The organism is Stenotrophomonas sp. KH_036_B, from assembly GCF_057839485.1.
The window spans coordinates 2,985,996-3,012,429 of sequence record NZ_CM174491.1 but is presented as its reverse complement, the minus strand read 5'-3'; the positions used below and the strand labels follow the sequence as shown (position 1 = coordinate 3,012,429).

At 68.2% G+C, this 26,434-nt stretch carries 21 protein-coding genes; 15 read left to right on the top strand and 6 right to left on the bottom strand.

Annotated elements, in window-relative coordinates; all coding sequences use genetic code 11:
* Nucleotides 1–3: 3 nt before the first annotated feature.
* A complete protein-coding gene (locus AC3ITN_RS13520) occupies nt 4–426 on the bottom strand; it encodes an HIT domain-containing protein (protein WP_489390835.1) in 423 nt (140 codons plus the stop codon).
* A complete protein-coding gene (locus tag AC3ITN_RS13515; RefSeq protein WP_489390834.1) occupies nt 423–1,094 on the bottom strand; it encodes a dienelactone hydrolase family protein in 672 nt (223 codons plus the stop codon). The genes AC3ITN_RS13520 and AC3ITN_RS13515 overlap by 4 nt, the downstream gene beginning before the upstream one ends.
* A gap of 215 nt (nt 1,095–1,309) precedes the next feature.
* Here AC3ITN_RS13515 and rimO point away from each other — a divergent pair, with 215 nt between their 5' ends.
* Together rimO and AC3ITN_RS13505 are read left to right on the top strand one after the other, a co-directional pair.
* The gene (rimO, locus tag AC3ITN_RS13510) at nt 1,310–2,677 is read left to right on the top strand and encodes a 30S ribosomal protein S12 methylthiotransferase RimO (protein WP_313348365.1); all 1,368 of its coding nucleotides are present in this window, start codon (nt 1,310–1,312) and stop codon (nt 2,675–2,677) included.
* On the top strand, nt 2,674–3,498 hold the full coding sequence (locus AC3ITN_RS13505; RefSeq protein ID WP_489390833.1) for a DUF3025 domain-containing protein: 825 nt from the start codon (nt 2,674–2,676) through the stop codon (nt 3,496–3,498). The genes rimO and AC3ITN_RS13505 overlap by 4 nt, the downstream gene beginning before the upstream one ends.
* A gap of 132 nt (nt 3,499–3,630) precedes the next feature.
* Here AC3ITN_RS13505 and greB read toward each other — a convergent pair whose 3' ends face one another.
* Together greB and AC3ITN_RS13495 are read right to left on the bottom strand one after the other, a co-directional pair.
* A complete protein-coding gene (greB, locus tag AC3ITN_RS13500; RefSeq protein WP_489390832.1) occupies nt 3,631–4,143 on the bottom strand; it encodes a transcription elongation factor GreB in 513 nt (170 codons plus the stop codon).
* Between the two features lie 48 nt (nt 4,144–4,191).
* Entirely contained in the window at nt 4,192–5,697 is a 1,506-nt protein-coding gene (locus AC3ITN_RS13495; RefSeq protein ID WP_489390831.1) for a helicase HerA-like domain-containing protein, read from the bottom strand.
* Nucleotides 5,698–5,832: 135 nt separating this feature from the next.
* Between AC3ITN_RS13495 and AC3ITN_RS13490 the strand changes: the two genes are divergently transcribed.
* A complete protein-coding gene (locus AC3ITN_RS13490) occupies nt 5,833–7,437 on the top strand; it encodes a transglycosylase SLT domain-containing protein (RefSeq protein WP_489390830.1) in 1,605 nt (534 codons plus the stop codon).
* A gap of 70 nt (nt 7,438–7,507) precedes the next feature.
* Complete coding sequence (locus AC3ITN_RS13485) at nt 7,508–7,870, top strand: ribonuclease E inhibitor RraB (RefSeq protein WP_489390829.1); 363 nt, start codon at nt 7,508–7,510, stop codon at nt 7,868–7,870.
* A 91-nt stretch (nt 7,871–7,961) separates the two neighbouring features.
* On the opposite strand, the gene asd is transcribed toward AC3ITN_RS13485, so the two are convergent.
* Together asd and AC3ITN_RS13475 are read right to left on the bottom strand one after the other, a co-directional pair.
* Nucleotides 7,962–8,804, bottom strand: a complete 843-nt coding sequence (gene asd, locus AC3ITN_RS13480; RefSeq protein WP_313348357.1) for an archaetidylserine decarboxylase — start codon at nt 8,802–8,804, stop codon at nt 7,962–7,964.
* A complete protein-coding gene (locus AC3ITN_RS13475) occupies nt 8,801–9,451 on the bottom strand; it encodes an SCO family protein (RefSeq protein ID WP_313348355.1) in 651 nt (216 codons plus the stop codon). The genes asd and AC3ITN_RS13475 overlap by 4 nt, the downstream gene beginning before the upstream one ends.
* 129 nt (nt 9,452–9,580) lie before the next feature.
* Here AC3ITN_RS13475 and prmB point away from each other — a divergent pair, with 129 nt between their 5' ends.
* From prmB to AC3ITN_RS13420, 11 genes are all read left to right on the top strand, one after another.
* Entirely contained in the window at nt 9,581–10,510 is a 930-nt protein-coding gene (gene prmB / locus AC3ITN_RS13470; RefSeq protein ID WP_489390828.1) for a 50S ribosomal protein L3 N(5)-glutamine methyltransferase, read from the top strand.
* Nucleotides 10,507–11,610, top strand: coding sequence for a chorismate synthase (aroC, locus tag AC3ITN_RS13465; protein WP_489390827.1), 1,104 nt, complete (start codon nt 10,507–10,509; stop codon nt 11,608–11,610). Before prmB ends, aroC begins: the two co-directional genes overlap by 4 nt.
* A complete protein-coding gene (locus AC3ITN_RS13460; protein ID WP_489390826.1) occupies nt 11,603–12,658 on the top strand; it encodes a 2-hydroxyacid dehydrogenase in 1,056 nt (351 codons plus the stop codon). The genes aroC and AC3ITN_RS13460 overlap by 8 nt, the downstream gene beginning before the upstream one ends.
* 173 nt (nt 12,659–12,831) lie before the next feature.
* Nucleotides 12,832–13,857, top strand: a complete 1,026-nt coding sequence (locus tag AC3ITN_RS13455; RefSeq protein ID WP_489390825.1) for an aspartate-semialdehyde dehydrogenase — start codon at nt 12,832–12,834, stop codon at nt 13,855–13,857.
* A gap of 121 nt (nt 13,858–13,978) precedes the next feature.
* The gene (locus AC3ITN_RS13450) at nt 13,979–15,895 is read left to right on the top strand and encodes a type IV pilus assembly protein FimV (protein WP_489390824.1); all 1,917 of its coding nucleotides are present in this window, start codon (nt 13,979–13,981) and stop codon (nt 15,893–15,895) included.
* 10 nt (nt 15,896–15,905) lie between these two features.
* Nucleotides 15,906–16,679 (top strand): tRNA pseudouridine(38-40) synthase TruA, encoded by a 774-nt coding sequence (gene truA, locus AC3ITN_RS13445; protein ID WP_313348346.1) that lies wholly within the window; start codon nt 15,906–15,908, stop codon nt 16,677–16,679.
* Nucleotides 16,676–17,332: a phosphoribosylanthranilate isomerase gene (locus AC3ITN_RS13440; protein WP_313348345.1), complete on the top strand. Its 657-nt coding sequence runs from the start codon at nt 16,676–16,678 to the stop codon at nt 17,330–17,332. Before truA ends, AC3ITN_RS13440 begins: the two co-directional genes overlap by 4 nt.
* Before the next feature lie 199 nt (nt 17,333–17,531).
* Complete coding sequence (locus AC3ITN_RS13435; RefSeq protein WP_313348343.1) at nt 17,532–18,212, top strand: hypothetical protein; 681 nt, start codon at nt 17,532–17,534, stop codon at nt 18,210–18,212.
* Nucleotides 18,212–20,230, top strand: coding sequence for a hypothetical protein (locus tag AC3ITN_RS13430; RefSeq protein ID WP_489390823.1), 2,019 nt, complete (start codon nt 18,212–18,214; stop codon nt 20,228–20,230). Before AC3ITN_RS13435 ends, AC3ITN_RS13430 begins: the two co-directional genes overlap by 1 nt.
* Nucleotides 20,231–20,314: 84 nt before the next feature.
* Nucleotides 20,315–25,687 carry a DNA repair ATPase gene (locus tag AC3ITN_RS13425; RefSeq protein WP_489390822.1) on the top strand — a complete coding sequence of 1,791 codons (5,373 nt, stop codon included), beginning with the start codon at nt 20,315–20,317 and terminating at the stop codon, nt 25,685–25,687.
* Nucleotides 25,684–26,406, top strand: a complete 723-nt coding sequence (locus tag AC3ITN_RS13420) for a hypothetical protein (RefSeq protein ID WP_489390821.1) — start codon at nt 25,684–25,686, stop codon at nt 26,404–26,406. The genes AC3ITN_RS13425 and AC3ITN_RS13420 overlap by 4 nt, the downstream gene beginning before the upstream one ends.
* The last annotated feature ends 28 nt before the right edge of the window (nt 26,407–26,434 follow it).

Genomic DNA, 26,434 nt, shown 5'->3' with positions numbered 1-26,434 from the left:
CGCTTAGGGCTGGGGCGAATATCCTAGCCGTTCCTTCCACATCGCGACACGTTCCTGCAGGACCGTCTCATCGAAGGGGCGAGGCTGGCCATTGCCCCACACCGGTGCCGGCCACGCCGGGTCGCCGACATGCCGGCCGACCACGTGGAAGTGCAGCTGCGGCACGATATTGCCCAGCGTGGCGAAATTGATCTTCTTGACCCCGTCGGTGCCCTTGAGGGCCTTGCAGCACCGGTTCAACTCGGATCGCAGCTGATCCTGCTGGTTGCCATCCAGGTCCAGCCATTCGGTAATGCCCGCCACGCGCGGCACCAGCACCAGCCAGGGATAACGTTCGTCGTTCATCAACCGCACTTGCGACAACGGGCCTTGGTCCACCAGCACACTGTTGGCGGCCAGACGTGAATCCAGTTCGAAATCGCTCATCCAAGATGCTCCGCAAAGAAGACTAGGGTGCGTTTCAGTGCCAGCTCGGCACTGTCCGGATCATACGCATGTCCGACGTTGCGGTTGAAGGCGTGGTCGGCGGGATAGACGAAGGTGTCCATCTTCGGCAGCTTCTCGCGGTGGGCCTGGATGGCCTCCGGGGGGATGCTCTTGTCGTGCGCGCCAAAGTGGAACATGACCGGTGCCTTGGGGGTTTCGTCCAGGAACTGCACATTGCGGGCGCCGTAATAGCTGACCGACGGCAGGCCCAGCCGCAGCGCCGAGAGCAGGGCGATGCTGCCGCCCCAGCAATAGCCCACGGTGCCGACCTTGCCGGCCGGGGCCAGTCGCGAGGCGGCGGCCCGCACCACTTCCAGCGCCTTCTCGACGCCCAGCGCATTCACGTGGTCGAGGCCCTGCTTCACCCCGTCCGGGTCATAGGGCAGGGTGTCGGGATCGGCCTCGGTGCCGTCGATCAGGTCAAAGAAGGAGGGGGCCAGCACGGCATAGCCTTCCGCGGCGAAGCCTTCGGCCACCTCACGGATGTGCGCGTTGGCGCCAAAGATCTCCTGGATGACCACCAGGCCCCCGCGCGGCTTGCCCTGCGGCGTGGCCTGCCAGGCCCGGACCGGACCATGATGCGTATCAAGCGTGACCCACTCACCCATTGCGGTACTCCTGTTGGTTCAGGCGTTCATTATCCGCGCGCAGCCGGTTAGCGGGGTGTCAGGGGCCATGCACGATCGGGCGGGATGGTGCCGCGGCGTCGGCTGGTGGCATTCAGGGCTCGGGCCGCAACGCCGGTATACTTGCCGCCGTTTCCGGCCCCCAGGTCCCCGCGCCATTCCGGCGTGGGCCCAGGCCCCCAGAGTCCCGCGATTCCATGTCCCAGCTGAACCCCAAAGTCGGCTTCGTCAGCCTTGGCTGCCCGAAGGCCCTTGTCGATTCCGAGCGCATCCTCACCCAGCTGCGGGCCGAGGGCTACGACATCGTTCCCTCCTACGACTCGGCCGACGTGGTGGTGGTCAACACCTGCGGCTTCATCGATTCGGCGGTGACCGAGTCGCTGGACGCGATCGGCGAGGCGATGAACGCCAACGGCAAGGTGATCGTCACCGGCTGCCTGGGCAAGCGCCCCGAGCAGATCCGTGAGGCGTATCCGGACGTGTTGGCCGTCTCGGGGCCGCAGGACTACCAGAGCGTGATGGAGGCCGTGCACGCCGCACTGCCGCCCAAGCACGATCCGTTCGTGGATCTGGTGCCCGACTACGGCATCAAGCTGACCCCGCGCCATTACGCGTACCTGAAGATTTCCGAAGGCTGCAATCACCATTGCAGCTTCTGCATCATCCCCTCGATGCGCGGCAAGCTGGTCTCGCGCCCGGTCGATGAAGTGCTGCGCGAAGCCGAGCGGCTGGTGCGTGGCGGGGTGAAGGAACTGCTGGTGGTGTCGCAGGACACCTCGGCCTACGGCGTGGACGTGAAGTACGCCGAGCGCATGTGGCGCGACAAGGCCTACCAGACCCGCATGAAGTCGCTGTGCGAAGGCCTGTCCGAACTGGATGCCTGGACCCGCATGCACTATGTGTATCCGTATCCGCACGTGGACGACGTCGTGCCGCTGATGGCCGAGAACCGGATCCTGCCGTACCTGGACATTCCGTTCCAGCACGCCAGCCCGCGCATCCTGCGCCTGATGAAACGCCCGGGTGCCGTCGACAAGACCCTGGAGCGCGTGCAGCGCTGGCGCCAGCTGTGCCCGGACATCACGGTGCGTTCGACTTTCATCGTCGGCTTCCCGGGCGAGACCGAGGCCGAGTTCGAGGAGCTGCTGTCGTTCCTGGACGCGGCGCAGCTGGACCGCGTGGGTGCGTTTGCCTACTCGCCGGTGACCGGCGCCACGGCCAACGACCTGCCCGATGCGGTGCCCGAGGAAGTGAAGCAGGAACGCCTGGCCCGCTTCATGGCCCGCCAGGCCGACATCTCGGCCGCGCGCCTGGAAGCCAAGATCGGTACGGTGCAGCAGTGCCTGGTGGATGCCATTGAAGACGGCATCGCCGTGGCCCGTTCCAAGGCCGATGCGCCGGAGATCGACGGCCTGGTACACATCCAGAATGCCGACGAGGCGCGCCTGCGCGTGGGGCAGTTCGTGGACGTGGAGATCACCGAAAGCGACGACCACGATCTGTACGGCGACGCGCTGATCGACGAGAGCCCGGCAAAGAAGCTGCTCGACCTCAAGGTGCTGTGACCGGAACGGCCGCCAGCCCGGCGGCCGGCCGCCGGCGTTTCATTGCGCCGGCACGCGGCGACGTGGACCGGGTGCGGTTCACGCATCCCGTGTTCGCTGCGTTCGCGGACGTCAATGATCTGATGATCGCAGGCGACTGGCCCGACGTGGCAGCGCTGGACCAGCGGCTGTCCATTCCTGGCAGGCAGCTGGTCGAGCAGGACGATGCGTTGCTGGCCGACGGCCTGCATTACGAGCAGCGCATTGCACAGGGGCGCATCGCCACCCGCGCGGAGAACTGGCACGACCTGTTCAATGCGCTGGTGTGGGCGCGCTACCCGGCAGTCAAACAGGCGCTCAACGCGCGACAGTGCCGCGACCTGGATCGCGAAGGATCGGGCGGCCGTACCCGCGCGCAGGCCGCGCTGACCCAGTTCGACGAAACCGGCGTCATCGTGCGGGTGTGCGATGCGGCGGTGCTGCGTGCGTGGGACCGGCATGCCTGGGGCGAGCTGTTTCTGCAGGGCGCGGAGCATTGGCGCAGCGGTGCCATCGCGGTGGCTGCCGTGTTCGGGCATGCGCTGATGGAGCAAGCGCTGTTGCCTTTGCGACTGCTGGTAGGCAAGTGCCTGGTGGTGCGGGGCGATGATGATGCGGAGGCGGTAGAGCAGGTGGCGCGGGCGATTGCGCGTGGTGCCATGCTCAATGACCCGCTGGAGTTGCGGCCGCTGCCGTTGATGGGCATTCCAGGGTGGCATTCGGATCAGGACGAGGCGTTCTATCGGAACGCCGGGTATTTCCGGCCCGTCCGCGACGGCAGGGCGTATCCGGCGAGCATGTAATACCGACCGGGTAGAGCCGGCTGAGTAGAGCTGACTGGGTAGAGCCGACTGTTAGTCGGCTGGTCGCGCAACGCGCGACGGTCTTCATGCAGGTTGCGTTCCGCGTGGAAAGCAGCCGACTAACAGTCGGCTCTACCCAGTCGCCGCCTCGTACTCCACCGCCAGGATCGCGAATCCGGTGCGCCCACTCGGCAGCTCCACCTCAAATTCGTCGTCCACGCGCTTCTTCAGCAACGCGCGCGCCAGCGGCGAGTCGATGCTGATCCAGCCCGCGCCCGCGTCGGTCTCATCGGGCCCCACGATGCGGTAGCGGCTGGTGTCGCCACTGTCCACATTCTCCAGCTCCACCCACGCACCGAAGAACACCGCCTGTGGGTCGGTGGGCACGGTGTCCACCACGCGCAGTGATTCCAGTCGCTTGGTCAGGTAGCGCACGCGCCGGTCGATCTCACCGAGCTGCTTCTTGCGGTAGGTGTACTCGGCGTTCTCCGAACGGTCGCCCTCGGCAGCGGCGGCGGCCAGTGCCTTGACCACCTCCGGGCGACGAACGCGCCAGAGGTCGTCCAGCTCATGCTTCAACCGCTGATGGCCCTGTGCGGTGATCAGGGCCGTACTCTTTTCCGCGGGGGGACGCCAACGCGACATCTATCACTCGTGCTCGTGGAAGGGCCGCGCCGAAACGCAGCCGAAGAATCAGCGCTTGCCGCCGAAAATACCGCCCAGAATGCCGCGCACGATCTGGTTGCCCAGCTTGGTGCCCACGGTCCGGGTGGTCTGCTTGGCCATGGTTTCAATCATGCCCTGGCGGCGCTTCGTACCGAAGATGGCGTCCTTGATCGACTGCCCGAACCCACCTTCCTGCTGCTCGTCCTGGTCGCGGGTACGCGCCTTGGGCGCGTCGGCCTGTTCCACGGCCTTGGCCGCGCGCTGGGCCAGCAGCTCCGCCGCCGACTCGCGGTTCACGGCGGTGTCGTAACGGCTGCCCACCGGGCTGCCCGCGCGCACCTGCGCGCGTTCGGCCTCGGTGATCGCGCCCATGCGGCAGCGCGGTGGCGCGATCTGGGTCTGCTGCACGGGCGAGGGAATGCCCTTGTCCTGGAGCGTGGAGACCAGCGCCTCGCCGGTGCCCAGCTTGGCCAACGCGGCGGCGACGTCCAGCTTGGGATTGGGTACGAATGTTTCCGCGGCGATCTTCACTGCCTTCTGGTCGCGCGGGGTAAACGCGCGCAGCGCATGCTGCACCCGGTTGCCGAGCTGGCCCAGGATGTTGGCCGGCACGTCGTCGGGGAACTGCGAGCAGAAGTACACGCCCACGCCCTTGGAACGGATCAGCCGAACCACTTGTTCGATGCGCTGCACCAGCGCGGCCGGCGCGTCGTCGAACAGCAGGTGCGCCTCGTCGAAGATGAAGACCAGCTTGGGCTTTTCCAGGTCACCCACTTCGGGCAGCGTCTCGAACAGCTCGGACAGCAGCCACAGCAGGAACGTGGAATACAGGCGCGGCTTGAGCACCAGCTGGTCGGCGGCGAGGATGCCGATCACGCCGCGACCCTCGTGGTTGACCCGCATCAGGTCGGCCAGCTCCAGCGCGGGTTCGCCGAAGAACGACTCGCCGCCGTCCTGCGCCAGGCGCAGCAGCGACCGCTGGATGGCCGCCACGGTCTGCGCACTGACCAGCCCGTACTCGGTGGAGATGTCCTTGCGCTCATCGGCGACCAGGCCGAGCAGGGCGCGCAGGTCGTCCAGGTCAAGCAGCAGCAGACCACGGTCGTCGGCCAGCTTGAACACGATGTCGAGTACGCCGGCCTGGGTGTCGTTGAGCTCCAGGATGCGCGACAGCAGGGTCGGGCCCATTTCGCTGACGGTGGTGCGCACCGGATGGCCCAGCTTGCCGTACAGGTCCCAGAAGATCGTCGGGCTGCCGGCGGGCGCGTAGTCGGGCACGCCAAGATCCCGCGCGCGCTGCAGCAACGCCTCGGTGCCGGCGCCGGCAACGGCCAGACCGGAGACATCGCCCTTCACGTCGGCCAGGAACACCGGCACGCCGATCCGCGAGAAACCTTCGGCCAGGGTCATCAGGGTGACGGTCTTGCCGGTGCCGGTCGCGCCGGCCACCAGGCCGTGGCGATTGCCCAGCCGGGGTAGCAGGGTCACGGCGATATCGTCGGTGATGCCTTTGCCGAGGAGGATCGGATCCATGGTCAACTCGCTCTGTGGACGGGCTATGTGAATGGGCGGGATTCTAAACGTCGGCGGGTGTCGGTGGCCTGACCGGGTTGCCCCGATGCGAGTGGCGCGGCTACTCTGCCTGTTCTTTCGCCCACAGTGCCAAAAATGCCCGTTCCTGTCTTGCTTGTCCGTGGTTGGCCGCTGTTGGCGCTGGCCGCCGTGCTGTCGTTCGTGCCCGAGGCCCATGCCCAGCGCGTCTCCTCCCGTGACCGGGTGAAGATCGAGGCGCTCGAGCAGCGCATGGCGGCAGCCGAAAAGCGCTATGCCAATGCGCTGGTGCTGGTGAACAACGCCGACCCGAAGGGCAAGAACGAAGGCGATGCCGCGCTGGAGGACATGGAAGACGTGATCAGCGCGTGCGTGGCGCAGAAGGGCTGCCAGGTCAGCAACCTGCTGGTCACCTACAAGCGCCTGCTCAAGAACAATGCCGATGCGCGCGACGACAACAGCGATGTGATCGCCAGCGACGGTGGCCTGCTCGAGGCCGATCCGGACCATATCGGTCCGTTGACGGCCGACGTGCCGGAGGCGGCGCGCGCTGCCGCGCTGCTCAATGACAAGCGCCACGCCTTCGACACCATGGTGGAGTACAACCCGGCGGTGCAGGCCGGCATCCGTCGCTGGCTGACCGACATGCGCCCGGCGCTGATGACCACCTACGAGAACTACCAGAACCTGCGTGCGGTGATGTGGCCGGAGTGGGAGAAGCGTGGCCTGCCCGAGGCGCTGCTGTTCGGGATCATGGCCAAGGAGTCCAACGGCCGCGTGCATGCGTCCTCGCGCGCCGGCGCCGCGGGCCTGATGCAGTTCATGCCCGCCACCGGCCGCCGGTTCGGCCTGGGCCCGGACGGCACCGGCTTCGACACCCGCTTCGACGCGCGCAGCGCCGCCGAGGCCAGCGCGACCTATCTCAACGAACGCATGCGCGAGCTCAACAACAATGTGGAGCTCTCCCTGGCCGGTTACAACGGCGGTGAAGGCCGTGCGGCGCGGGTGTATCGCCAGAGCGCCGGGCAGGGCTTCTGGGTCGACAGCGTCTACAACCAGTTCCCGGCCGAGACCAAGGACTATGTGCCGATGGTGATCGCCGCAGCGTGGATCTACCTGCATCCGCAGCAGTACGGCGTGGAGTTCCCGAAGATCAACGCGCAGCCGGCCACCATCCGCCTGGCCAAGTCCACCAGCATCTACGAACTGACCATCTGCCTGGGCAGCGCGGGTACGCGTGATGGCTACATGCGCGCCCTGCGCAACCTCAATCCGCGCTACGAGGCCGACGGCTGGATTCCGGCCGGTACGACGATCAACGCGACCACCCGCATTGCCGGGCTGTACAACCGCTACTGCGTGAGCGGCCCGCGCGCCGACCTGGCCCGTACGCTGATCACCGCCGACCTCAATGCCGCCATCGTGCGTCCCACTGCGGCCAGCTACACCGGCAACGTTGCGGTGGGCAGCGTGGTGCCGGTGGCCGGCGTGCAGCCCACGGTGCCCGCCACGACCCCGGTTGCCCCGGTGGCCGTGCCGGCGGCCAGGCCCAAGGCCAAGCCGGTGCGCAGCCACAAGGTCGGCAAGGGCGAGACCCTGGGCCGGATTGCCGACAAGTTCAACTGCGACGTGCGTGAACTGGCGCGCGCCAACGGGCTCAAGGCGCCGGCCTATGCGCTGCGCCAGGGCCAGGCCATCAAACTGCAGGGATGCAGCAAATAACACCTGAACCCGGTAGGCTCGGCCCCATCGCGCCTGCGCCGACCGGCAGCAGCACACCAGAGGAATACGGATGGATATCACCGCAATCAACGAGATGTTCGCCAACATCCGTGAAAACACCGATTGGGACCTCAATGGCCCGATGCTGTGGGGCTACTTCTTCGTCAACACCACCCCGGAACCCCTGCACGGTCTGGGCGAGAAGCTGGTCGACCTCGGCTACACCCTGGTGGAGGTGTTCGAGCCGGAGCTGGAAGAAGGCGAGGCGCCGTACCACGTGTTGCACGTGGAGCGCGCCGAGGTGCACACCGAAGCCTCGCTGGATGCCCGCAACCACGAGCTGCAGGCGCTGGCCGAAGCCAACGGCGTGGAAGATTACGACGGGATGGATGTAGGACCCGTCGAGTTCGCGCACGGCGCGGGCAATGCCTGAAAACAGACGCCCCGCGAAAGCGGGGCGTTTTTTTTGTTGCGGGTTTATGTGCGCAGGGTCATGGCGTTGACACGCATGGCGTGTCTGCGTTTCAACGAAGGGTGGCCAATGCCTGCCCCAGCTGCACGGCATGCTCGGCATCCAGGTGCGGCGCGAAATCGGCCACGCCCGGCGGCAGCAGCACGATCACGGTGGAGCCGTAGTTGAAGCGCGCCATCTCGGCGAAGCGCTCCAGGGTGATGCCCTTGCCGCGGTAATCCTTGCGCGTGATGGTGTCGCCGTAACGCGGAATCTCCTCGCCGCTCCACACCGTCTCCACGCCCGACACCAGCAGTGCGCCGACCATCACCTGCACCATCGGGCCGAAATCGGTGTCGAAATGGCAGACCAGGCGCTCGTTGCGGGCAAACAGTCCCGGCACGTTGTTCACCGCGGCCGGGCCGACGCTGAACAACCGGCCCGGGACGTGAACGGTCTCGCGCAGGGTGCCGGTCCAGGGCATGTGCACCCGGTGGTAGTCCTTCGGCGAGAGATACACGGTGGCGAACAGGCCGTGGTGGAACACCTCGGCGTCGGCGGCGTCGCCGAGCAGCTCGGCGGCGGTGAACGACTGGCCCTTGGCCTGGAAGATGCGCCCGTCCTCGATGGCGCCGAGCTGGCTGATCCGACCGTCGGCCGGCATCACCAGCGTGCGCGCACCGGCGTCGGGCACGCGTGCACCGGGCTTGAGGGCGCGGGTGAAGAACTGGTTGAAGGTGGCGTAGCTGCGCGGGTCCGGGTTGGCGGCCTCGGCCAGGTTCACGCCGAACTTCGCCGTCACGGTGTCGATGAGCCAGCGCGAGACACGCGGATTGCTGGAATACGCCAGGCGCCGCGCCATGGACGACAGCAGGCGGTGGGGCAGGGCGTAGCTCAGCGTGGTGGTCAGGCTCATGGGGCGGATTTCTCGGTCAACAGGTTCAGGTCGCGGGCAATGGCCTGCGCGTTGAAAGGGGGGCGGATCAGGCCGGCCAGCTTGCCGTCCGGGTCCAGCACGGCCAGGCTGGCCGAGTGTTCCAGGGTGTAATCCTGGGGGTTGGTATCGACGTCCCTGCCTGGCACCTTCTGGAACACGAAGCCCAGCGAGGTCGCAAAGCGCTCCAGCGACGGCACGTCTGCGGTGGCGGCCAGGGTGTCCTTGTGGAAGGCGTGCGCGTACTCGCCCAGCCGGGCGGGGGTGTCGCGCTCGGGGTCCACGGAAACGAACACCAGCCGCGGGCGCAGGGTCTCCGGCAGCGCTTCCCACTGTTTCTGGGCCTGGGCCAGGTCAACCAGAGTGGTCGGGCAGACATCCGGGCAGGCGGTGAAACCCAGGAATACCAGGGTCCAGTGGCCCTTCAGCTCGCCGGGAATCAGGCGGGTGCCGTCGGACTGGCCCAGGTTGAAGTCCGGCAGCGGCCGCGGCTGCGGATAGAAGGTGATCGACTCGGTCGCGGGGCGGTTGCCGGCCGCTTTGGGCGCGAACACCTTCTGGGCAACCACCAGGCCGAGCCCGGCGGCCAGCGCGATGAGCAGGATGATGCCGACGTTGCGATTGAACATGGAAGCCCGTTCCCGGAAGGGGCCACCATGATAGGGGATGGGGCCCCGGTCTCACCGTTTCGGCTGCAACGGATGCCGTGCTGCGCCGCAGCGCCTATAATCGGGGACCACTTTGTCTGTTGCCTTGCCATGACTGCCGAAACGGCCGCCGAACTCCATACGATCATCGACCTGATCCGCTACGGCACCAGCCGTTTCAACGCCGCCGGGCTGACGTTCGGGCACAGCTACGACAATGCCCTGGACGAAGCCACCCAGCTGGTCCTGCATGCCTTGCACCTGCCGCATGACCTGGGCCCGGCCTACGGTGCGGCGCGGGTGACCACGCCGGAGAAGGCCGAGGTGCTGGCCCTGTTCGAGCGCCGCATCAGCGAGCGCCTGCCGGCCGCCTACCTTACCGGTGAGGCCTGGTTCGCGGGGCTGAGCTTCAAGAGCGACAGCCGCGCCCTGGTGCCGCGTTCGCCCATCGCCGAACTGATCGAGACCGGCTTCGAGCCCTGGCTGGCCGGTCGTGACGTCCAGCGCGCCCTCGACCTGTGCACCGGATCGGGCTGCATCGCCATCGCCATGGGCCACTACTACCCCAACTGGGACGTGGACGGCGTGGACCTCAGCGACGATGCGCTGAGCCTGGCCGAAGAGAACAAGGAACGCCTGCAGGCGCACAACGTCACCCTGCTCAAGTCCGACCTTTTCAACGGTCTTACCGGCCGTCACTACGACCTGATCGTCACCAACCCGCCGTACGTCACCAACGACGAGACCGACGCGCTGCCGAAGGAATACTCGTATGAGCCCGAGATGGGCCTGCGTGCCGGCGACGACGGCCTCGACCTGGTCCTGAAGATCCTGCGCGACGCCCCGCTGCACCTCAGCGAAGACGGCCTGCTGATCTGCGAAGTGGGCGAGTCCGAGCAGCACCTGATCAAGCTGCTGCCCGAGGTGGACTTCGCCTGGGTCGAGTTCAAGGTCGGCCAGATGGGCATCTTCGCCGTCGAGTGCCGCGAACTGATCGCCCACAGCGCCCACATCACCGAACTGGCGGCGCAGCGGCCGTGAGTTCCAACAGCTTCGGCAGACTGCTCACGGTCACCACCTTCGGCGAATCGCACGGTCCGGCGATCGGCTGCGTGATCGACGGGTGCCCGCCGGGGCTGGAGATCAGCGTCGACGAGTTCGCCCACGACCTGCAGCGCCGCGCCACCGGCAAGAGCCGGCATACCTCCGCGCGGCGCGAGGCCGACGAGGTCGAGATCCTGTCGGGCGTGTACGAGGGCCGCACCACCGGCACCCCGATTGCCCTGCTGATCCGCAACACCGACCAGCGCAGCAAGGATTACACCAACATCGCCCAGCAGTTCCGTCCCGGGCATGCGGACTACAGCTACTGGCAGAAGTACGGCATCCGCGATCCGCGCGGCGGTGGCCGTTCGTCCGCGCGCGAGACCACCATGCGCGTGGCCGCCGGCGTCGTCGCCAAGAAGTGGCTGCAGCAGCGCTTCGGCGTGACCGTGCGTGGCTACCTCTCGCAGCTGGGCGAGATCACCCCGACCGGGCATGACTGGTCGGCGGTGGAAGACAACCCGTTCTTCTGGCCGGTGGCCGAACAGGTGCCGGCGCTCGAAAGCTACATGGATGCGCTGCGCAAGTCCGGCGATTCGGTCGGTGCGCGCGTCAACGTGGTCGCCGATGGCGTGCCGCCCGGCTGGGGTGAACCCATCTACGGCAAGCTCGATGGTGAGCTGGCGGCGGCCCTGATGAGCATCAATGCGGTGAAGGGTGTGGAAATCGGCGACGGCTTCGCCAGCATCGCGCAGCTGGGCACCGAGCACCGCGACCTGATCACGCCCGAGGGCTTCGCCAGCAACCATGCCGGCGGCATCCTCGGCGGCATTTCCACCGGGCAGCAGGTCACGGCGTCGATCGTGCTCAAGCCGACCTCGAGCCTGCGCCTGCCAGGCGCGACCGTGGACGCCAGCGGCGCCGCCGTGGAGGTGATCACCACCGGTCGCCACGACCCCTGCGTGGGTATCCGTGCCACCCCCATCGCCGAGGCGATGATGGCGCTGGTGCTGATGGACCAGGCGCTGCGCCACCGCGCCCAGTGCGGCGATGTCGGCGACATCACCCCGCGCATTCCAGGGTCGATCGATGGCTGAGACGCGGCCAAAGGTGTGGGTCAGCCAACCGCTGTTCGATGATGTCATCGCGCAGCTCGGGCAGCATTTCGACCTGACCATGACCGCCGATGTCACCCGCTACACGCCGCAGGTGCTGGCCGAGCGGCTGGCCGGCGTCGACGGCGCGCTGATCACCCTCAACGAGCGCATCGGCCCGGCCGAGATCGCCAACGCGCCGCAGCTGCGCGCGATCGCCAATGTCGGCGTGGGCTACAACAATCTGGATGTCGACGCGCTCAGCGCGGCCGGCATCCTGGCCAGCAACACACCGGATGTCCTGACTGAAACCACGGCCGATCTTGGCTTTGCGCTGCTGATGGCCACCGCCCGCCGCATCACCGAGTCCGAGCGCTGGCTGCGTGACGGGCAGTGGGGCCAGTGGTCCTTCCAGACCATGCTGGGCGCGGACATCCACGGCAGCACGCTGGGCATCCTCGGCATGGGCCGTATCGGCCAGGGCATTGCCCGCCGCGGCGCGCACGGCTTCGGCATGCGCGTGCTCTACCACAACCGCTCGCGCCTGCCCGAGGCGACCGAGGCCGAGGTCGGTGCGCAGTACGTGGACCTGGACAGCCTGTTGGCGCAGGCCGACCACCTCGTGCTGGTGCTGCCGTACAACGCCTCCTCGCATCACATCATCGATGCCGATGCACTGGCGAAGATGAAGCCGACCGCCACCCTGGTCAACATCGCGCGTGGTGGCATCGTCGACGAGCTGGCGCTCGCCGACGCACTGGCCCATGGCCGCCTGGCCGCCGCCGGGCTGGATGTATTCGAAGGCGAGCCGACGGTGCGCCCGGAACTGCTGGCCCTGCACAACATCGTGCTGACCCCGCATATCGGCAGCGCCAGCCAGGCCACGCGCCGGGCCATGGTGCAGCTGGCGGTGGACAACCTGACTGCCGCGCTGGGGCAGGGGCCGCACGCCGGCCACCCGCCGAGCGCGATCAACGCCGACGCCGTTGCTGCCGTGAAAGCCGGTGGCCAGGCCGTGGGCGCGAAAAAAATCGACGACGCAAAACGATAGGGAACCGCGCGGTCATCACGTGAGGTTCCCCGAACCCAATCCGCAGCGCGTGTCCCCTCTTCACCACGGCAGGTACCGACCGTCGGTCGGTAGCCATCCCGCTAATGCCGACCTTGTAGTGCCGACTGTTAGTCGGCAATGCACCATTCGGCAAACCATCAAACGAGGTTTCCATGAACAACCCTGATCGTCGTTTCCACGTCGCAGTCGTCGGTGCCACCGGCGCCGTCGGCGAAACCATGCTGGCCATCCTGGCCGAGCGCAACTTCCCGATCGCCACGCTGAGCCTGCTCGCGTCCTCGCGTTCGGCCGGCGGCGAGATCGACTTCCAAGGCAGCAAGGTCAAGGTCCAGGACCTGGCCAGCTTCGACCCGGCCGGCGTGGACATCGCGCTGTTCTCGGCAGGTGGCAGCGTCTCCAAGGAGTTCGGCCCCAGGTTTGCCGCCGCCGGTGCGGTGGTGATCGACAACTCATCGGCCTTCCGCTACGACGATGACGTGCCGCTGGTGGTCTCCGAAGTGAACCCGGAGGCGCTGAAGAACCGTCCGCGCGGCATCATCGCCAATCCGAACTGCTCGACCATGCAGATGCTGGTGGCGCTGGCCCCGCTGCACCGCCAGTACGGCATCCAGCGCATCAACGTGGCCACCTACCAGTCGGTGTCCGGTGGTGGTCGCTCCGCGCTGGAGGAACTGGGCAAGCAGACCGGCCAGCTGCTCAGCTTCCAGGAAATCGATCCGCAGCGCTTCCCGGTGCAGATCGCGTTCAACCTGATCCCGCATATCGACGACTTCCAGGACAACGGCTTCACCAAGGAAGAGATGAAGCTGGTCTGGGAGACCCGCAAGATCCTTGGCGACGACAGCATCCTGGTCAATCCCACCGCCGTGCGCGTGCCGGTGTTCTACGGCCATTCCGAAGCGGTGACCATCGAGACCCGCGACAAGGTCACCCCGGATGCCGCACGCGAGCTGCTGTCGCGCTCGCCGGGTGTGGAAGTGGTCGACCGGCACGAAGCCGGCGGTTACCCGACCCCGGTGACGCACGCCTCGGGCAATGATGCGGTCTACGTCGGCCGCATCCGTGAGGATCTGTCGCATCCGCGCGGCCTGAACCTGTGGATCGTGTCCGACAACATCCGCAAGGGCGCCGCGCTCAATGCGGTGCAGCTGGCCGAGCTGGTGGCTGCCGAAGGCTGACGGACGAAGGTACCGCGCAGTGCGTGGTACCTCCTTCCCGGTGGGCATGCGTAGCGCCACGTCGTGCGTGGCCGAGATTCCTGCGTGGCTGTATTGGTCGGGAATCGCTATATTGCCCGCCATGAAGAACCGGGTTCCGGGCGCATTGCGTCCGATCAAGTATGCGTCGACCCTGCTGCTGGCCCTGGCCAGCAGTTCCGCCATGGCCCTCGGGCTGGGCGATATCCGGGTGCTTTCCAAACCCGGCCAGCCATTGCTGGCTGAAATCCCGGTGATCTCGGCCGACCCGGCCGAGCTGCAGAACCTGCGCGTGGCGCTGGCCTCGCCGGTGACGTTTGCACGGGTAGGGCTGGACCGCCCGACCGGGCTGGTCAGCGAACTGCAGTTCGAACTGACCCGCAACGCCGATGGGCGTGCCGTGGTGCGGGTGAGCTCGCAGGCCCCGGTCACCACGCCCTCATTGAATTTCCTGATCGAAGCCGACTGGGGCCAGGGCCGCCTGGTGCGGGAGTATTCGGCGCTGGTCGATGCGCCGGACAGCGCATTGGCGGTGGCCGAGCCCGAGATCGTCGCCCCGGCCGGCGCGATGTCCAACGCGATCGTGCGGGAGCCCGAGCCGGCCCCGGCACCCACCGAGCCCGTGGCCGCCGAGACCACACCCTCGCGCACCAGTCCGGTGCCGCCGCGCAATGCCGCGCCGTCGCGCCGCCAGGCCACGGCTTCGCCTGCACCGACGGCGGCTGCCGACGGCAGCATCACCGTGCAGCGCGGCCAGACCTTGTCGCAGATCGCCGGCGGCATGGCGCGTGAGCAGGGTCTCAGCCGCGACCAGGCCATGATCGCGTTGCTGCGCGCCAACCCCGATGCCTTCATCCGCGGCAACGTGAACCTGCTCAAGCAGGGCGCGGTGCTGCGCAGCCCGGGCAGTGACGCTGGCGCCCCCATCGATCCAAGTGAAGCTGCCGCCATCGTGCGCGAGCATGCCGCGCAGTGGCGCCAGGCCCGTTCGGCGATTCCGCAGCCGGCCAGCAGCGGCGTCGCTGCCACGCCGGGCGCGCCTGCGCCGGCTGCGGCCAGCGCGCCAGCCGCCAGCGGCGGACGCCTGGAGATCGCCCCGGCGGTCGCCGCCACCGACAACAATGCAGGGACAACCACCGGCACTGCCGCCGGCAGCGAGGGTGACATGCTGGGCAATGAACAACTGCGGCAGGCCAAGGAAGATGTGGCCACCCGCGACGCCGAGATCCAGGAACTGCGCAACCGCGTGGCCGATCTGGAGAAACTCAAGCAGCAGCAGGCTTCGCTGATCGCGATGAAGGACAGCGACCTGGCCGCCGCGCAGCAACGCCTTGGCGATGCGCCGGCCGCGCGCGAGGCCGGCGGTGGAGGCTGGTACTGGCTGGGGCTGGGGGTGCTGCTGCTGGTGGTCGCCGGCTGGGCACTGGCCCGCCGCCGCAAGCCGTCGCCGTTGCCGCCGCTGCGCCGCCAGGGGCTGGACGCCGCCAGTCTGGCCGCTGCGGTGCCCGCCGCCGATTACGTGGACGAACTGGCCGCGCAGCAGGACGTCGAGGAGGAGGGCGACGACCTGCGCGATGCCCCGGACTACGTCCTCGCCAACGAGCGCGCCGTAGATGAAGGCCCCCGCGAGCCGATGTTCACCCTGGAGCCGCAGCCCGGTCGGGGCGAGGCATTCGCCGCCGAGCCGCTGATCGACGCCGCCGAGCCGCGCGTCGCCGACCTGGACCCGGTGCCGGCGCACGCACTGGAGGCGGCCGAGCAGCCGTCCTACCGAGGTGTGTTCGAGTTCCCGGAAGAGACCCCCGAGGTGTCCGCTGCGGCTGCCGAAGATGTCGCCGAGGCGCCTGCCCCCGTTGCCGCGCCGCTGGGTGCGCCGGGCCGCGACCGCCTGGAACTGGCGATCGCCTACCTGGACCTGGGCGACGCCGACACCGCGCGCACCCTGCTGCAGGAAGTGGCGACCGCCGGCGACCTGCACAGCCAGCTGCAGGCCCGCGAGCTGCTGGCGCGGCTGGGGTGAGAGGTTGACCATGCGCTACGCACTGGGCGTGGAATACGACGGCAGCGAATTCAAGGGCTGGCAGCAGCTGGGCCAGAGCGGCTGCCCCAGCGTGCAGGCCAGCCTGCAGGACGCCCTGTCGTCGGTGGCCGACGCGCCCATCCAGGTGGTCTGCGCCGGGCGAACGGACGCCGGCGTGCATGGCGAATGCCAGGTGGTGCATTTCGAGACCGACGTGGTGCGCGACCCGCGCGGCTGGACCCTGGGCACCACCACCCGGCTGCCGCGCTCCATCGCGGTGCGCTGGTGCGTGCCGGTGGCCGACGACTTCCACGCGCGGTTCTCCGCCCGGGCACGCCGTTACCGCTACCGCCTGCTGAACCGGACGATCCGCCCGGCGCTGTACCGGCAGACCCTGAGCTGGGAGCGCCGCCCGCTGGATGCCGCGCGCATGCACGCGGCCGGGCAGGCCCTGCTGGGGGAAAACGACTTCAGCGCGTTCCGCAGCGTCCAGTGCGAGGCACTGCATGCGCGGCGCGACCTGCAGGCGATCAGCGTGACCCGCCAGGGCGACGTGGTGGAGGTCTGCGTTCAGGCCAATGCATTCCTTCATCACATGGTGCGCAATATCGTCGGTTCACTGATCCTGATCGGAACGGGGGAAAAGCCGGTGTCCTGGATGGCCGAGCTGCTGGCTGGCCAGGACCGCACCGTGGCCGGCCCCACTGCGCCGCCGCAGGGATTGGTGTTCGTTGGTCCGCTATACCCCGACAACTGGCATCTACCCGCCGAGGTCACTTTATGAGCCGCTCTTTCTACCGCACCCGCATCAAGTTCTGCGGCATGACCCGCGCCGGCGATGTACGCCTGGCCGGCGAGCTCGGCGTGGATGCGGTGGGTTTCATCTTCGCGCGGGAGAGCAAGCGCCGCGTCGCCCCCGCCGAGGCCCGCGCCATGCGCCAGGCGATCGCGCCGATGGTCGACGTGGTCGCGCTGTTCCGCGACAACAGCAAGGAAGAGGTGCGCGAGGTGCTGCGCACGGTCCGTCCCACCCTGTTGCAGTTCCACGGCGACGAGGACGAATCGTTCTGCCGCGGCTTCAACATGCCCTACCTGAAGGCGGTGGCGATGGGCGGGCGTGAAGAAGTCAACGCCCGCCAGCTGCAGCTGCGCTATCCCAGCGCGGCCGGTTTCCTGTTCGACAGCCATGCCCCGGGCGGCGGTGGCGGCACCGGCGTGGCGTTCGACTGGACCCGCCTGCCCACCGGCCTGCACCGCCCGTTCCTGCTGGCGGGCGGGATCACCCCGGACAACGTCTTCGACGCCATCGTCGCCACCTTGCCGTGGGGCGTGGATGTCTCCAGCGGCATCGAAATCGAGCCGGGCATCAAGGACGGCTACAAGATGCGCAAATTCGTCGAAGAGGTCCGCAGGGCCGACTGCCACGAGGCCGATTAGGCGCCACGCGCCTGCTCCGCGGCAGCTCCCGACCGTTGGTCGGGAGCGCTTCGCGTCGGAAAACCCCTATGGGCGCTAACCCCGATTTCACGTAGCATCGACAGGACAGGGCGCGGCCGTCACGGCGCGTAGTCGCGGAACGCCGGAGTGCGTTGCGCAGGACGCCGCGGGGGCGGCATCGATGCAGGGAAGTAGTGGAATGGCGGAATTCCTCAATGTTGCACTGACGTTTCCCACGCTGCCGTACAGCATCGTGCTGGCGTTCGCGATGGTGTACTGGCTGCTGGCCGCGTGCGGCGTGGTCGATGACGGCATTGGCGGCGACGGCATGGACCTGCACGTCGGTGACGACGGCCTGCATGGCATCTCCGGCATGTTCTCGCGCCTGGGCCTGGGCGGCGCACCGGTCATGCTGGTGATCGCGCTGCTGGCCTTCTTCGGCTGGACCGCCACCTATTTCGTGCACCTGTTCCTGCTGCAGCCGCTGCCGGACGCCATGCGCTGGCTGGCCGGCAGCGCCACCGCGCTGCTGGCGCTGGTGCCTGCGGTGCCGATCACCGTCGTCCTGCTGCGTCCCATCCGCCGCCTGCTGCTGCGCCTGCGTCCGGTTCCCCAGACCTCGCTGCTGGGTCGGGTCGGCGTGGTCGCCTCGCCGCAGGTCACCGCGCAGACCGGTTACGCCACCGTCGACGATGGCGGCGCCGGGCTCATCCTGCAGGTGCGCCTGCGCGAGGATGGCGCTGCCTTGCCGCGCGGTGAGCGCGTGGTCCTGCTCGACTACCTGCCCGAACACAACCATTACCTGGTGGCCCGTGAACACGGCCACCCCGCGCTTTCGTTTCAAGACAGCCTGCTCGCGGGCGACAAGGAGATCCACTGATGAGTGTTGCGACCCTGGCCCCCTTCCTGATCGGCGTTGGCGCCCTGCTGGTGCTGTTGCTCGGCCTGGCCGGCCTGTTCAAGGCCTTCTACCGCAAGGTCGACCAGGGCGTGGCGCTGATCGTCAACGACATGAGCGCCCAGCCCAAGGTGCATTTCACCGGCGCGCTGATCATTCCGGTGCTGTACCGCGCCGAGCTCATGCGGATCAGCCTCATCACCCTGCAGATCGACCGCCGTGGCAAGGAAGGCCTGATCTGCCGCGACAACATGCGTGCCGACATCGCCGTCGCCTTCTACCTGCGCGTCAATGAAACCCAGGCCGACGTGCTGCGCGTGGCCAAGGCCATCGGCGCCGACCGCGCCTCGGACAAGCACGCCGTGGACGAGCTGTTCAATGCCAAGTTCTCCGAGGCGCTGAAGACGGTCGGCAAGAAGTTCGAGTTCACCGAGCTGTTCGAGAAGCGGCAGGAATTCCGCGACGAGATCATTGCCGTGATCGGCAACGACCTCAACGGCTACGCGCTGGAAGACGTCGCCATCGATTATCTGGAGCAGACCCCCAAGTCGCTGCTGGACCAGAACAACATCCTCGACGCCCAGGGCATCCGCAAGATCACCGAGCTCACCGCTACCCAGAACGTGGTCACCAACGAGCTGGAGCAGAACGAGAAGCTGGCCATCACCAAGAAGAATGTCGAGGCGCGCGAGGCGCTGCTGGCGCTCGAGCGCCAGCAGGCCGAGGCCGAGGCGCGCCAGAAGCGCGAGATCGACACCATCCGTGCGCGCGAAGAAGCCGAGACCGCCAAGGTCCAGGAAGAACAGCGCCAGCTCTCCGAGCAGGCCCGCATCGAAGCGCAGGAAGTCATCGACATCCGCGAACAGAACCGCATGCGCGAAGTGGAAGTGGCCGAACAGAACCGCCAGCGCGCCGTCGCCATCGAATCCGAGCGCGTCGAGCGCGCGCGGCAGCTGGAGCAGGTCACCACCCAGCGTGAAGTGCAGCTGCAGGGCGTGGAGCGCGACAAGGTGGTCGAGTCCGGCAAGATGGACGTGGCCAACATCACCCGCGAACGCATCGCCATCGACAAGACCGTGGCGCAGGAAGAAGAGCGCATCAAGGAAGTGCGCGAAGTCTCCGAGGCCGACCGCCAGAAGCAGGTGCTGATCCTGGACGCCGAAGGCAAGGCGCAGGAACAGCTGGTGCGGCAGGTGAAGGAGGCGCAGGCCGCCGAGACCGCCGCCAAGCACCGTGCCGTGGAGATCACCACGCTGGCCCAGGCCGAACACGAAGCGGCCGGCAAGCAGGCCGAGGCCAAGCGCCTGCTTGCCGACGGTACCCGCGCCGAACAGGCCGCCCCCGGCCTGGCCGAGGCGCAGGTGCGTGAGGCATCGGCACTGGCCATCGAAAAGGTTGGCATCGCCGAGGCCCGCGTGATCGAGGCCAAGGCCGAGGCCCACCTCAAGCAGGGCACCAACGAGGCCCGCGTGCTCGCCGAGACCCTGCAGGCGCAGGCCCAGGGCGAGGAACAGATGGGCCGTGCCCGCGCCACCGCGACCGAGTCGGTGGGCGGCGCCGAAGCCGGCGTCGTGCAGAAGAAGCTGCTGGCCGAAGCCGAAGGCCTGGTGCGCAAGTTCGAGGCCATTGCCTCGCTGAGCGACACCGCGCGCGGTCATGAGGAGTTCCGCATGATGCTCGACAACAGCCTCAAGCAGGCACTGGCCTCGATCGAGGCAGGCAAGGAAGTCTCGCGCGAGAACGCCGGCGTCATCGCCAGCGCGCTGCGCAATGCCGACATCGACCTGGTGGGCGGCGACGGCGGCATGTTCGAGAGCCTGATCAAGGCCGTGTCGCTGGGCAAGTCGATCGAGGGCCTGGCCGGCAAGAGCCCGATCGTGCAGGACCTGATGCAGCGCTATCTCGGCGTCGCCCCACGCGAAGAAGCCCCGCGCCAGATCACCGACGAGGCCGCCGTCGCGGTCGAGACGGTGTCGGCGACCGTGGTCGACGCCCGCTGAAAACAGCCGGTGGCCCACGGGCCACCGCCGCACCACCTCCGGCCGGCCTGTCCGGCCGGTTGTCCGTGAGCCGGAAGGAAGCCGATGTCTGAGAACGCCAACCGTCCCGAGCCGTCGTCGCCGGATGCCACTGCCACTGCCACCGTCGACCAGGCCGTTGCCCAGGGCGGTGCCTATGAAGTGCTGCGCCGCCGCCTGGGCGAGCAGGGCACCCGCCTGCGCGGGCTTGCCGATGCCCTGAACCGGCAGCGGCTGGCCGAGTTCGGCGACAGCCGCCTGGAGGTCATCGGGCGCTTCCGCATCCGCAGCGAGAACAACTGTGTTGGCCGCGACATCGTGCAGGTCGGCCCCGATCTGCTGCTGTTCGGCTACAACGTTTTTCTGGGTCTCAAGACCCAGACCCGGGTCGAAGATGTGTTCGGCCTGTACCGGCTGGTGCAGACCGGCGAGGGCTACGACGTGGTGCCGGTCGAAGCGAAGGGCAGCTTCCTGGCCCAACCCGGCTTCGTCCACGACTTCAGCGAGCTGTATGCGTACTACAAGCATGCGCGCCTGCTGCAGCTGATCGTCATTGGCGACAAGCTGCTGGCCGCCTTCCAGATCGGCGAGCGCAGCAGCGACGTGCGCGTGTTCCGTTGGGCGCTGGCCCGCGACGGTGCGCTGACCTACCTGGACGCGCGCGGCGAACGTGACATTGCGCTGCCGCCGCCGTTCGACTTCGAATGGACCCGTGCCACGCGCGACATGGCCGTCAACGGCCGCCATGCGCACCTGAACATCCTCGACACCCTGTTCGTCGAAACCACCGGTGGCGACCTCACCATCAAGGTCGAGAACAACACCGAAAGCGGGCAGGGCATCTACAGCGAGCCGGTGGACGACAGCACCCAGTCGCTGGATGACGCCCAGTTCGATTTCGCCCGGGTGGGCTCGCTGGTCCTGCTCAAGGTGCTGCCGTACCGCGAGACCGTCTGGCGCGGCCTGATCTACAACACGCTCACCGGCACCCTGGTGCGCAACGATGCGATCGTGCAGGCCTGCGTGCAGCTGCCCGAAGACCACGGCATCATTTTCCCCGGGGGCTACTACCTGCAGAGCGGCGAGCACAAGGCGTTCGACGCGGCCATGCAGGGCATGCAGTTCAAGCGCGCCATCCGTTCGCCCAACGGCGAAGACGTGCTGTACATCTTCTATGAGCGCGAAGGCGGGCGCTCGGCGCTGTTCGTGTACAACACCATCCAGCGCATCCTGCAGGTGCCGGTGTTCGGCCATGGCTACGCCTTCATGCACGACGGGCGCATGGTGCTGTTCCATGCCGAAGGCACCGAGCCGACCCGCATCCACCCGATGCAGGTCTGGCAGACTCCCTTCAGCAGCGACGAGTTCGCCGCCAGCCGGCCGCCGGGCAACACCTTCATGGGCCGCATCGGCAATGCCGAACTGGTTCGCGGCATTTCCAACCTGTTCGACCTGGCCCGCACCATCGAAGGCGACGACGTCTCCGTGCAGCGCTACCAGCGGCTTGTGCAGGACACCCGGCGCCTGTTCGATGCGCACCACTGGCTGGACGACGCGCAGTGCGATGGCGCCGCCGGCCTGTTGCGTGAAATCAGCGGTACCGGCGAGTCGGTCCTGGACGAGTACGAGAAGGTCCAGTCGATCCGGCAGCAGTCGGCGCAGGCCATGGCGCAGGCCCAGTCGAGCCAGAAGGCCCTGCTGGCGCGCCTGCAGCCGGAGAACTGGACCGAGGTGCAGGCCTTCGTCGAGGCGCTCAATGCGATCTCCACCCAACGTGGGCATCTGCTGACCATCCGCGACTTCCGCTACATCGACACCGACCTGATCGATGCGATGACCGCGGCGCTGCAACAGGCGCACGATGCGATCGGCGCGGCCACCGGCAGCTTCCTTGCCGGCGACGCCGCGCTCGCCCCGCTGGTCGACCGCCTGCAGGTGCTGGACGAGGCGGCGCAACAGGCGCAGAGCGCGCGGGTGCTGGACGAACAACTGGCCGGCATGCGCGACATGGCGGCCGACCTGGACATGCTGTCTGGCCTGATGGCCGGGCTGAAAGTGGACGATGCCACCGCACGTACGCGCGTGGTCGAGGCCATCTCCGCCGTCTATGCCCGCCTCAACCAGACCCGTGCCCGCGCCGAGCAGCGGCGGCGCAGCCTGGGTTCGGCCGAGGCCGTGGCCCAGTTCGCGGCCCAGTTCGCGCTGTTCTCGCAGGCCATTACCAGCGCGCTGGCGATGGCCACCGATCCCGAGCGTGCCGACGAACAGATGTCGCGGCTGCTGGTGCAGCTGGAGGAGCTGGAGAGCCAGTTCGGTGAGCACGAACAGTTCCTGGGCGACATCCTGGCCAAGCGCGAGGAGCTGATCGAGGCCTTTGAAACCCACAAGCAGGCGCTGCTCGACGAGCGCCAGCGCAAGGCCCGTTCGGTCCTGGACGCGGCCAGCCGCATTCTGGACGGCCTGGCCAAGCGTACCGAGCGCTTCGCCAGCGCCGACGAACTCAATGCCTTTTTCGCCGGCGACCCGCTGGTACTGAAACTGCGCGAACTGGCCGAGCGTCTGCGCGAGCTGCGCGACAGCGTCAAGGCCGACGACATCGAGTCGCGCCTGAAGGGCGTGCGTGACCAGGCGGTGCGCGCGCTGCGCGATCGCAGCGATCTGTTCGAGGCCGGCGGCAACGTGGTGCGGCTGGGACCGCGCCATCGCTTCAGCGTCAACACCCAGCCGCTGGACCTGACCCTGCTGCCGCGCGGCGACGAGCTCGCCATCCACCTGACCGGCACCGACTTCCTGGAGACGCTGCACGACCCGGAGCTGGCCGCGCTCAAGGCGTACTGGCAGGTCGGGCTGGATTCGGAATCGGCGGCGCTGTACCGCGGCGAATACCTGGCCGGCAGCGTCCTGCAGGCGGCCATGGACGGCCGCGATGGCCTGGAGCTGGCGGCGCTGCAGCATGCGACGGCCGAGCCCGAGGCGCTGGAGCGGATCGTGCGCGACTTCGCCGCGCCCCGCTACCGCGAAGGTTACGAACGCGGCATCCACGATCACGACGCGTGCCTGATCCTGCGCGCGTTGTTGCCGCTGCAGCAGGCGGCCGGGACCCTGCTGCACGCGCCGCGTGCACGTGCGCTGGCCCTGCTGTTCTGGGCGGCGCAGCAGCGTAGCGACGCTGTGGCGCAGTGGCCGGCACGCCAGGCCGGCGCCGACGCCATCGCCCAGCTGTTTGGCTCGCGCGAGGGCCAGCAGGCGCTGCGCGCGGAAATGACCACCGCGCTGTCCGCCTTCGTTGACGCGCGGCAGCTGGCGCTGGACACGTCCGATCCGCAGGCGGCCGCGGCCTACCTGGGCGCGGAGCTGTCGGCAGGCGAACCGGTGTTCAGCACCAGCCGCTATGCGCATGCGCTGCTGGAGGCACTGTCCCAGCACCTGCAGGCGGCGGGCCAGCGCGAGGCGTTCGAACGCGCGCTGCAGCGCGAGCAGGACCCCTTGGCGCTGCGCTGGGCACTGGCGGGGCAATGGCTGCGCGCACTGTGCCGGCTGCCGGCGTTCGCCGACCATGCCGGCTATGTCGACGAAGCGGCCGCGCTGCTGCTCGTGCAGCGCTCGGTGCGGCACCGCCCCAGCGACGTCGCCCTGCTGGTGCAGGTGGACGGCCTGCTGGGCGAACATGCGCGGGTGGTGCAGGGGCGCCTGTCGCTGTCGCTGGACGATTTCCTGGCGCGCTTCCAGCACCATGTGGATACCTTCGTGCCGGCCTTCCAGGCCTACCAGGGGGTACGCCAGCGCATCATCGGCCGCGAGCGCGACAGCCTGCGGCTGTCCGAGTTCAAGGCGCGCCCGCTGTCGTCGTTCGTCCGCAACAAGCTGATCAACGATGTCTACCTCGGGGTGATCGGCGACAACCTCGCCAAGCAGATGGGCACCGTGGGCGAGAACAAGCGCAGCGACCTGATGGGCCTGCTGATGATGATCTCGCCCCCGGGCTACGGCAAAACCACGCTGATGGAGTACGTGGCGCACCGCCTTGGCCTGGTCTTCATGAAGATCAACGGCCCGGCGCTGGGCCACGAGGTACGTTCGCTGGATCCGGCACAGGCCCCGGACGCCACCTCGCGGCAGGAGCTGGAGAAGCTCAACCTGGCGCTGGAGATGGGCAACAACACCATGCTGTATGTCGACGACATCCAGCACACCCATCCGGAGTTCCTGCAGAAGTTCATTTCACTCTGCGACGGCACCCGCCGCATCGAAGGCGTGTGGCGGGGTCGCACGCGCACCTACGACATGCGCGGCAAGAAGTTCTGCGTGGTGATGGCCGGCAACCCGTACACCGAGTCTGGCGAGGTGTTCAAGATTCCAGACATGCTGGCCAACCGCGCCGACATCTACAACCTGGGCGACGTGCTGGGCGGCATGGAAGATGCCTTCACCCTGAGCTACATCGAAAACAGCCTCACCTCCAACCCGGTGTTGGCACCGTTGGCCACCCGCGAGATGGCCGACCTGTACCTGCTGGTGGACCGTGCGATGGGCAAGGAGGTGTCGACCAACGCGCTCAGCCACGCCTACAGCGGTGCGGAGATCAACGAGATCGTCGCCACCCTGCAGCGCATGCTGCGTGTGCGCGATGTGGTTTACCGGGTCAACCAGCAGTACATCGCCAGCGCCGCGCAGGACGACCGCTACCGTACCGAGCCGCCGTTCCGGTTGCAGGGCAGCTACCGCAACATGAACAAGCTGGCCGAGAAGATCTCGCCGGTGATGAACGATGCCGAGCTGCAGCAGCTGCTCTCCGACCACTACACGGGCGAAGCGCAGCTGTTGACCACTGGCGCGGAGGAGAACCTGCTCAAGCTGGGCGAACTGCGCGCCACGCTCGACGCGGAGCAGGCGCAGCGCTGGCAGCAGATCAAGCGTGATTTCCTGCGCAACAAGTCGATGGGGGCCGGCGACGCCGATGTCGGCGGCCGCGTGGTGGCGCAGCTGGCCGACATCGCCAGCGCGCTGCAGCTGCCGCCGCCGTCACCGGTGGCCGCCGCGGAACCGGCACCCTGGCCGGCACTGCTGGCCGCGCTGGAACGGCTGTCGGCCGCACGCGTGGAACCGGTGCCGGCCGCCGCCGTGCCGGTGGCGCCGGTAGCGGCACCGCCGCTGGCCGAACCGCTCGCCGACGGACTGCAGGCCGGGTTGGCACCGCTGGTGCAGCTGCTCGGCGACTCGCATCAGCAGCAGCAGCGCACGGGGGAGACCTTGGCGCTGTTGGCCGGTTGGGTGCGTCAGCAGATGGAGAACGGGCCGGCCCCACGCATCGGCGCCCGCCCCAAGCGCGCCGCGACGCCGGAGGAGCGCGCCCTGGATGAGGCGCTGATGCGTCATTTCTATGGCGAATCGAGCCTGCCGCCCCGTTGGGAGCGCGGCGGCGGTGACCCCCCTGCATGAGCACGCCCGCCTTGCCTGCGCTGCCGGCACCGCCGGCCACGGTGGCCGCCGACGCGGCGGTGCTGTCGCGATACGGCGACGTGCTGCTGCAGGCAATGGCCGCACGTGATGTGGCATGTCCCGCCGCAGACGTCGCTGGCGGGCACGGGTTGATTGCGGTGCTGGCACAGATCGCGCGGACGCTGCAGTCGGCGGATCCCGACCAGCTGCGCCGGCAGACCGGCTGGTGGGGGCGCCTGCTGGGCCGCGACGTGGAGCACCAGCTGGACAGCGACACGTGGCGACCGCGGCTGGGCCTGCTGCTGGTGCAGGCCGAAGACTGCGCACGCGCGTTGCACGCGCAGGGCGCGCTGCGCCAGTCAGCCCTGGGCCGGGCACAGGACGGTGCGTTGGCGCTCGACACCTGGGCGGCGGCAGGTGCGCAGCAGGCGTCGGGTCTGCCCGACGCCCTGCAGGCGGTCCTCGCCCAACGCGTCGATCACCTGCGCCGGCTGGCCGCGCTGCAGCAGACCGAGGCCGCGCAGTGGCGGTTGCTGCTGGCGCAGGACGAGGCGCTGCTCGCCCGCTTCCGCCGTATCGCCGACCTGCTGGTGCCCGCCTGGCAGCAGGCCATGCTGGCACGCCATGCCGACGGCCAGCGCCAGCGCAACGCGGAGGCCACGCGGCTGCAGGCGCAGATCGCCGCCGAGGTCGCCTCGGCGCAGGCTAGACTGGAATGATCCACGCATCCCTCTGTTGCCCCTTCAA

Excerpts from the sequence above, each read along its gene's own strand:
- AC3ITN_RS13520 (WP_489390835.1), bottom strand. The coding sequence starts at position 426 with ATGAGCGATTTCGAACTGGATTCACGTCTGGCCGCCAACAGTGTGCTG.
- AC3ITN_RS13515 (WP_489390834.1), bottom strand. The coding sequence starts at position 1,094 with ATGGGTGAGTGGGTCACGCTTGATACGCATCATGGTCCGGTCCGGGCC.
- rimO (WP_313348365.1), top strand. The coding sequence starts at position 1,310 with ATGTCCCAGCTGAACCCCAAAGTCGGCTTCGTCAGCCTTGGCTGCCCG.
- greB (WP_489390832.1), bottom strand. The coding sequence starts at position 4,143 with ATGTCGCGTTGGCGTCCCCCCGCGGAAAAGAGTACGGCCCTGATCACC.
- AC3ITN_RS13495 (WP_489390831.1), bottom strand. The coding sequence starts at position 5,697 with ATGGATCCGATCCTCCTCGGCAAAGGCATCACCGACGATATCGCCGTG.
- AC3ITN_RS13490 (WP_489390830.1), top strand. The coding sequence starts at position 5,833 with ATGCCCGTTCCTGTCTTGCTTGTCCGTGGTTGGCCGCTGTTGGCGCTG.
- AC3ITN_RS13485 (WP_489390829.1), top strand. The coding sequence starts at position 7,508 with ATGGATATCACCGCAATCAACGAGATGTTCGCCAACATCCGTGAAAAC.
- asd (WP_313348357.1), bottom strand. The coding sequence starts at position 8,804 with ATGAGCCTGACCACCACGCTGAGCTACGCCCTGCCCCACCGCCTGCTG.
- AC3ITN_RS13475 (WP_313348355.1), bottom strand. The coding sequence starts at position 9,451 with ATGTTCAATCGCAACGTCGGCATCATCCTGCTCATCGCGCTGGCCGCC.
- prmB (WP_489390828.1), top strand. The coding sequence starts at position 9,581 with ATGACTGCCGAAACGGCCGCCGAACTCCATACGATCATCGACCTGATC.
- AC3ITN_RS13460 (WP_489390826.1), top strand. The coding sequence starts at position 11,603 with ATGGCTGAGACGCGGCCAAAGGTGTGGGTCAGCCAACCGCTGTTCGAT.
- AC3ITN_RS13455 (WP_489390825.1), top strand. The coding sequence starts at position 12,832 with ATGAACAACCCTGATCGTCGTTTCCACGTCGCAGTCGTCGGTGCCACC.
- AC3ITN_RS13450 (WP_489390824.1), top strand. The coding sequence starts at position 13,979 with ATGAAGAACCGGGTTCCGGGCGCATTGCGTCCGATCAAGTATGCGTCG.
- truA (WP_313348346.1), top strand. The coding sequence starts at position 15,906 with ATGCGCTACGCACTGGGCGTGGAATACGACGGCAGCGAATTCAAGGGC.
- AC3ITN_RS13440 (WP_313348345.1), top strand. The coding sequence starts at position 16,676 with ATGAGCCGCTCTTTCTACCGCACCCGCATCAAGTTCTGCGGCATGACC.
- AC3ITN_RS13435 (WP_313348343.1), top strand. The coding sequence starts at position 17,532 with ATGGCGGAATTCCTCAATGTTGCACTGACGTTTCCCACGCTGCCGTAC.
- AC3ITN_RS13430 (WP_489390823.1), top strand. The coding sequence starts at position 18,212 with ATGAGTGTTGCGACCCTGGCCCCCTTCCTGATCGGCGTTGGCGCCCTG.
- AC3ITN_RS13425 (WP_489390822.1), top strand. The coding sequence starts at position 20,315 with ATGTCTGAGAACGCCAACCGTCCCGAGCCGTCGTCGCCGGATGCCACT.
- AC3ITN_RS13420 (WP_489390821.1), top strand. The coding sequence starts at position 25,684 with ATGAGCACGCCCGCCTTGCCTGCGCTGCCGGCACCGCCGGCCACGGTG.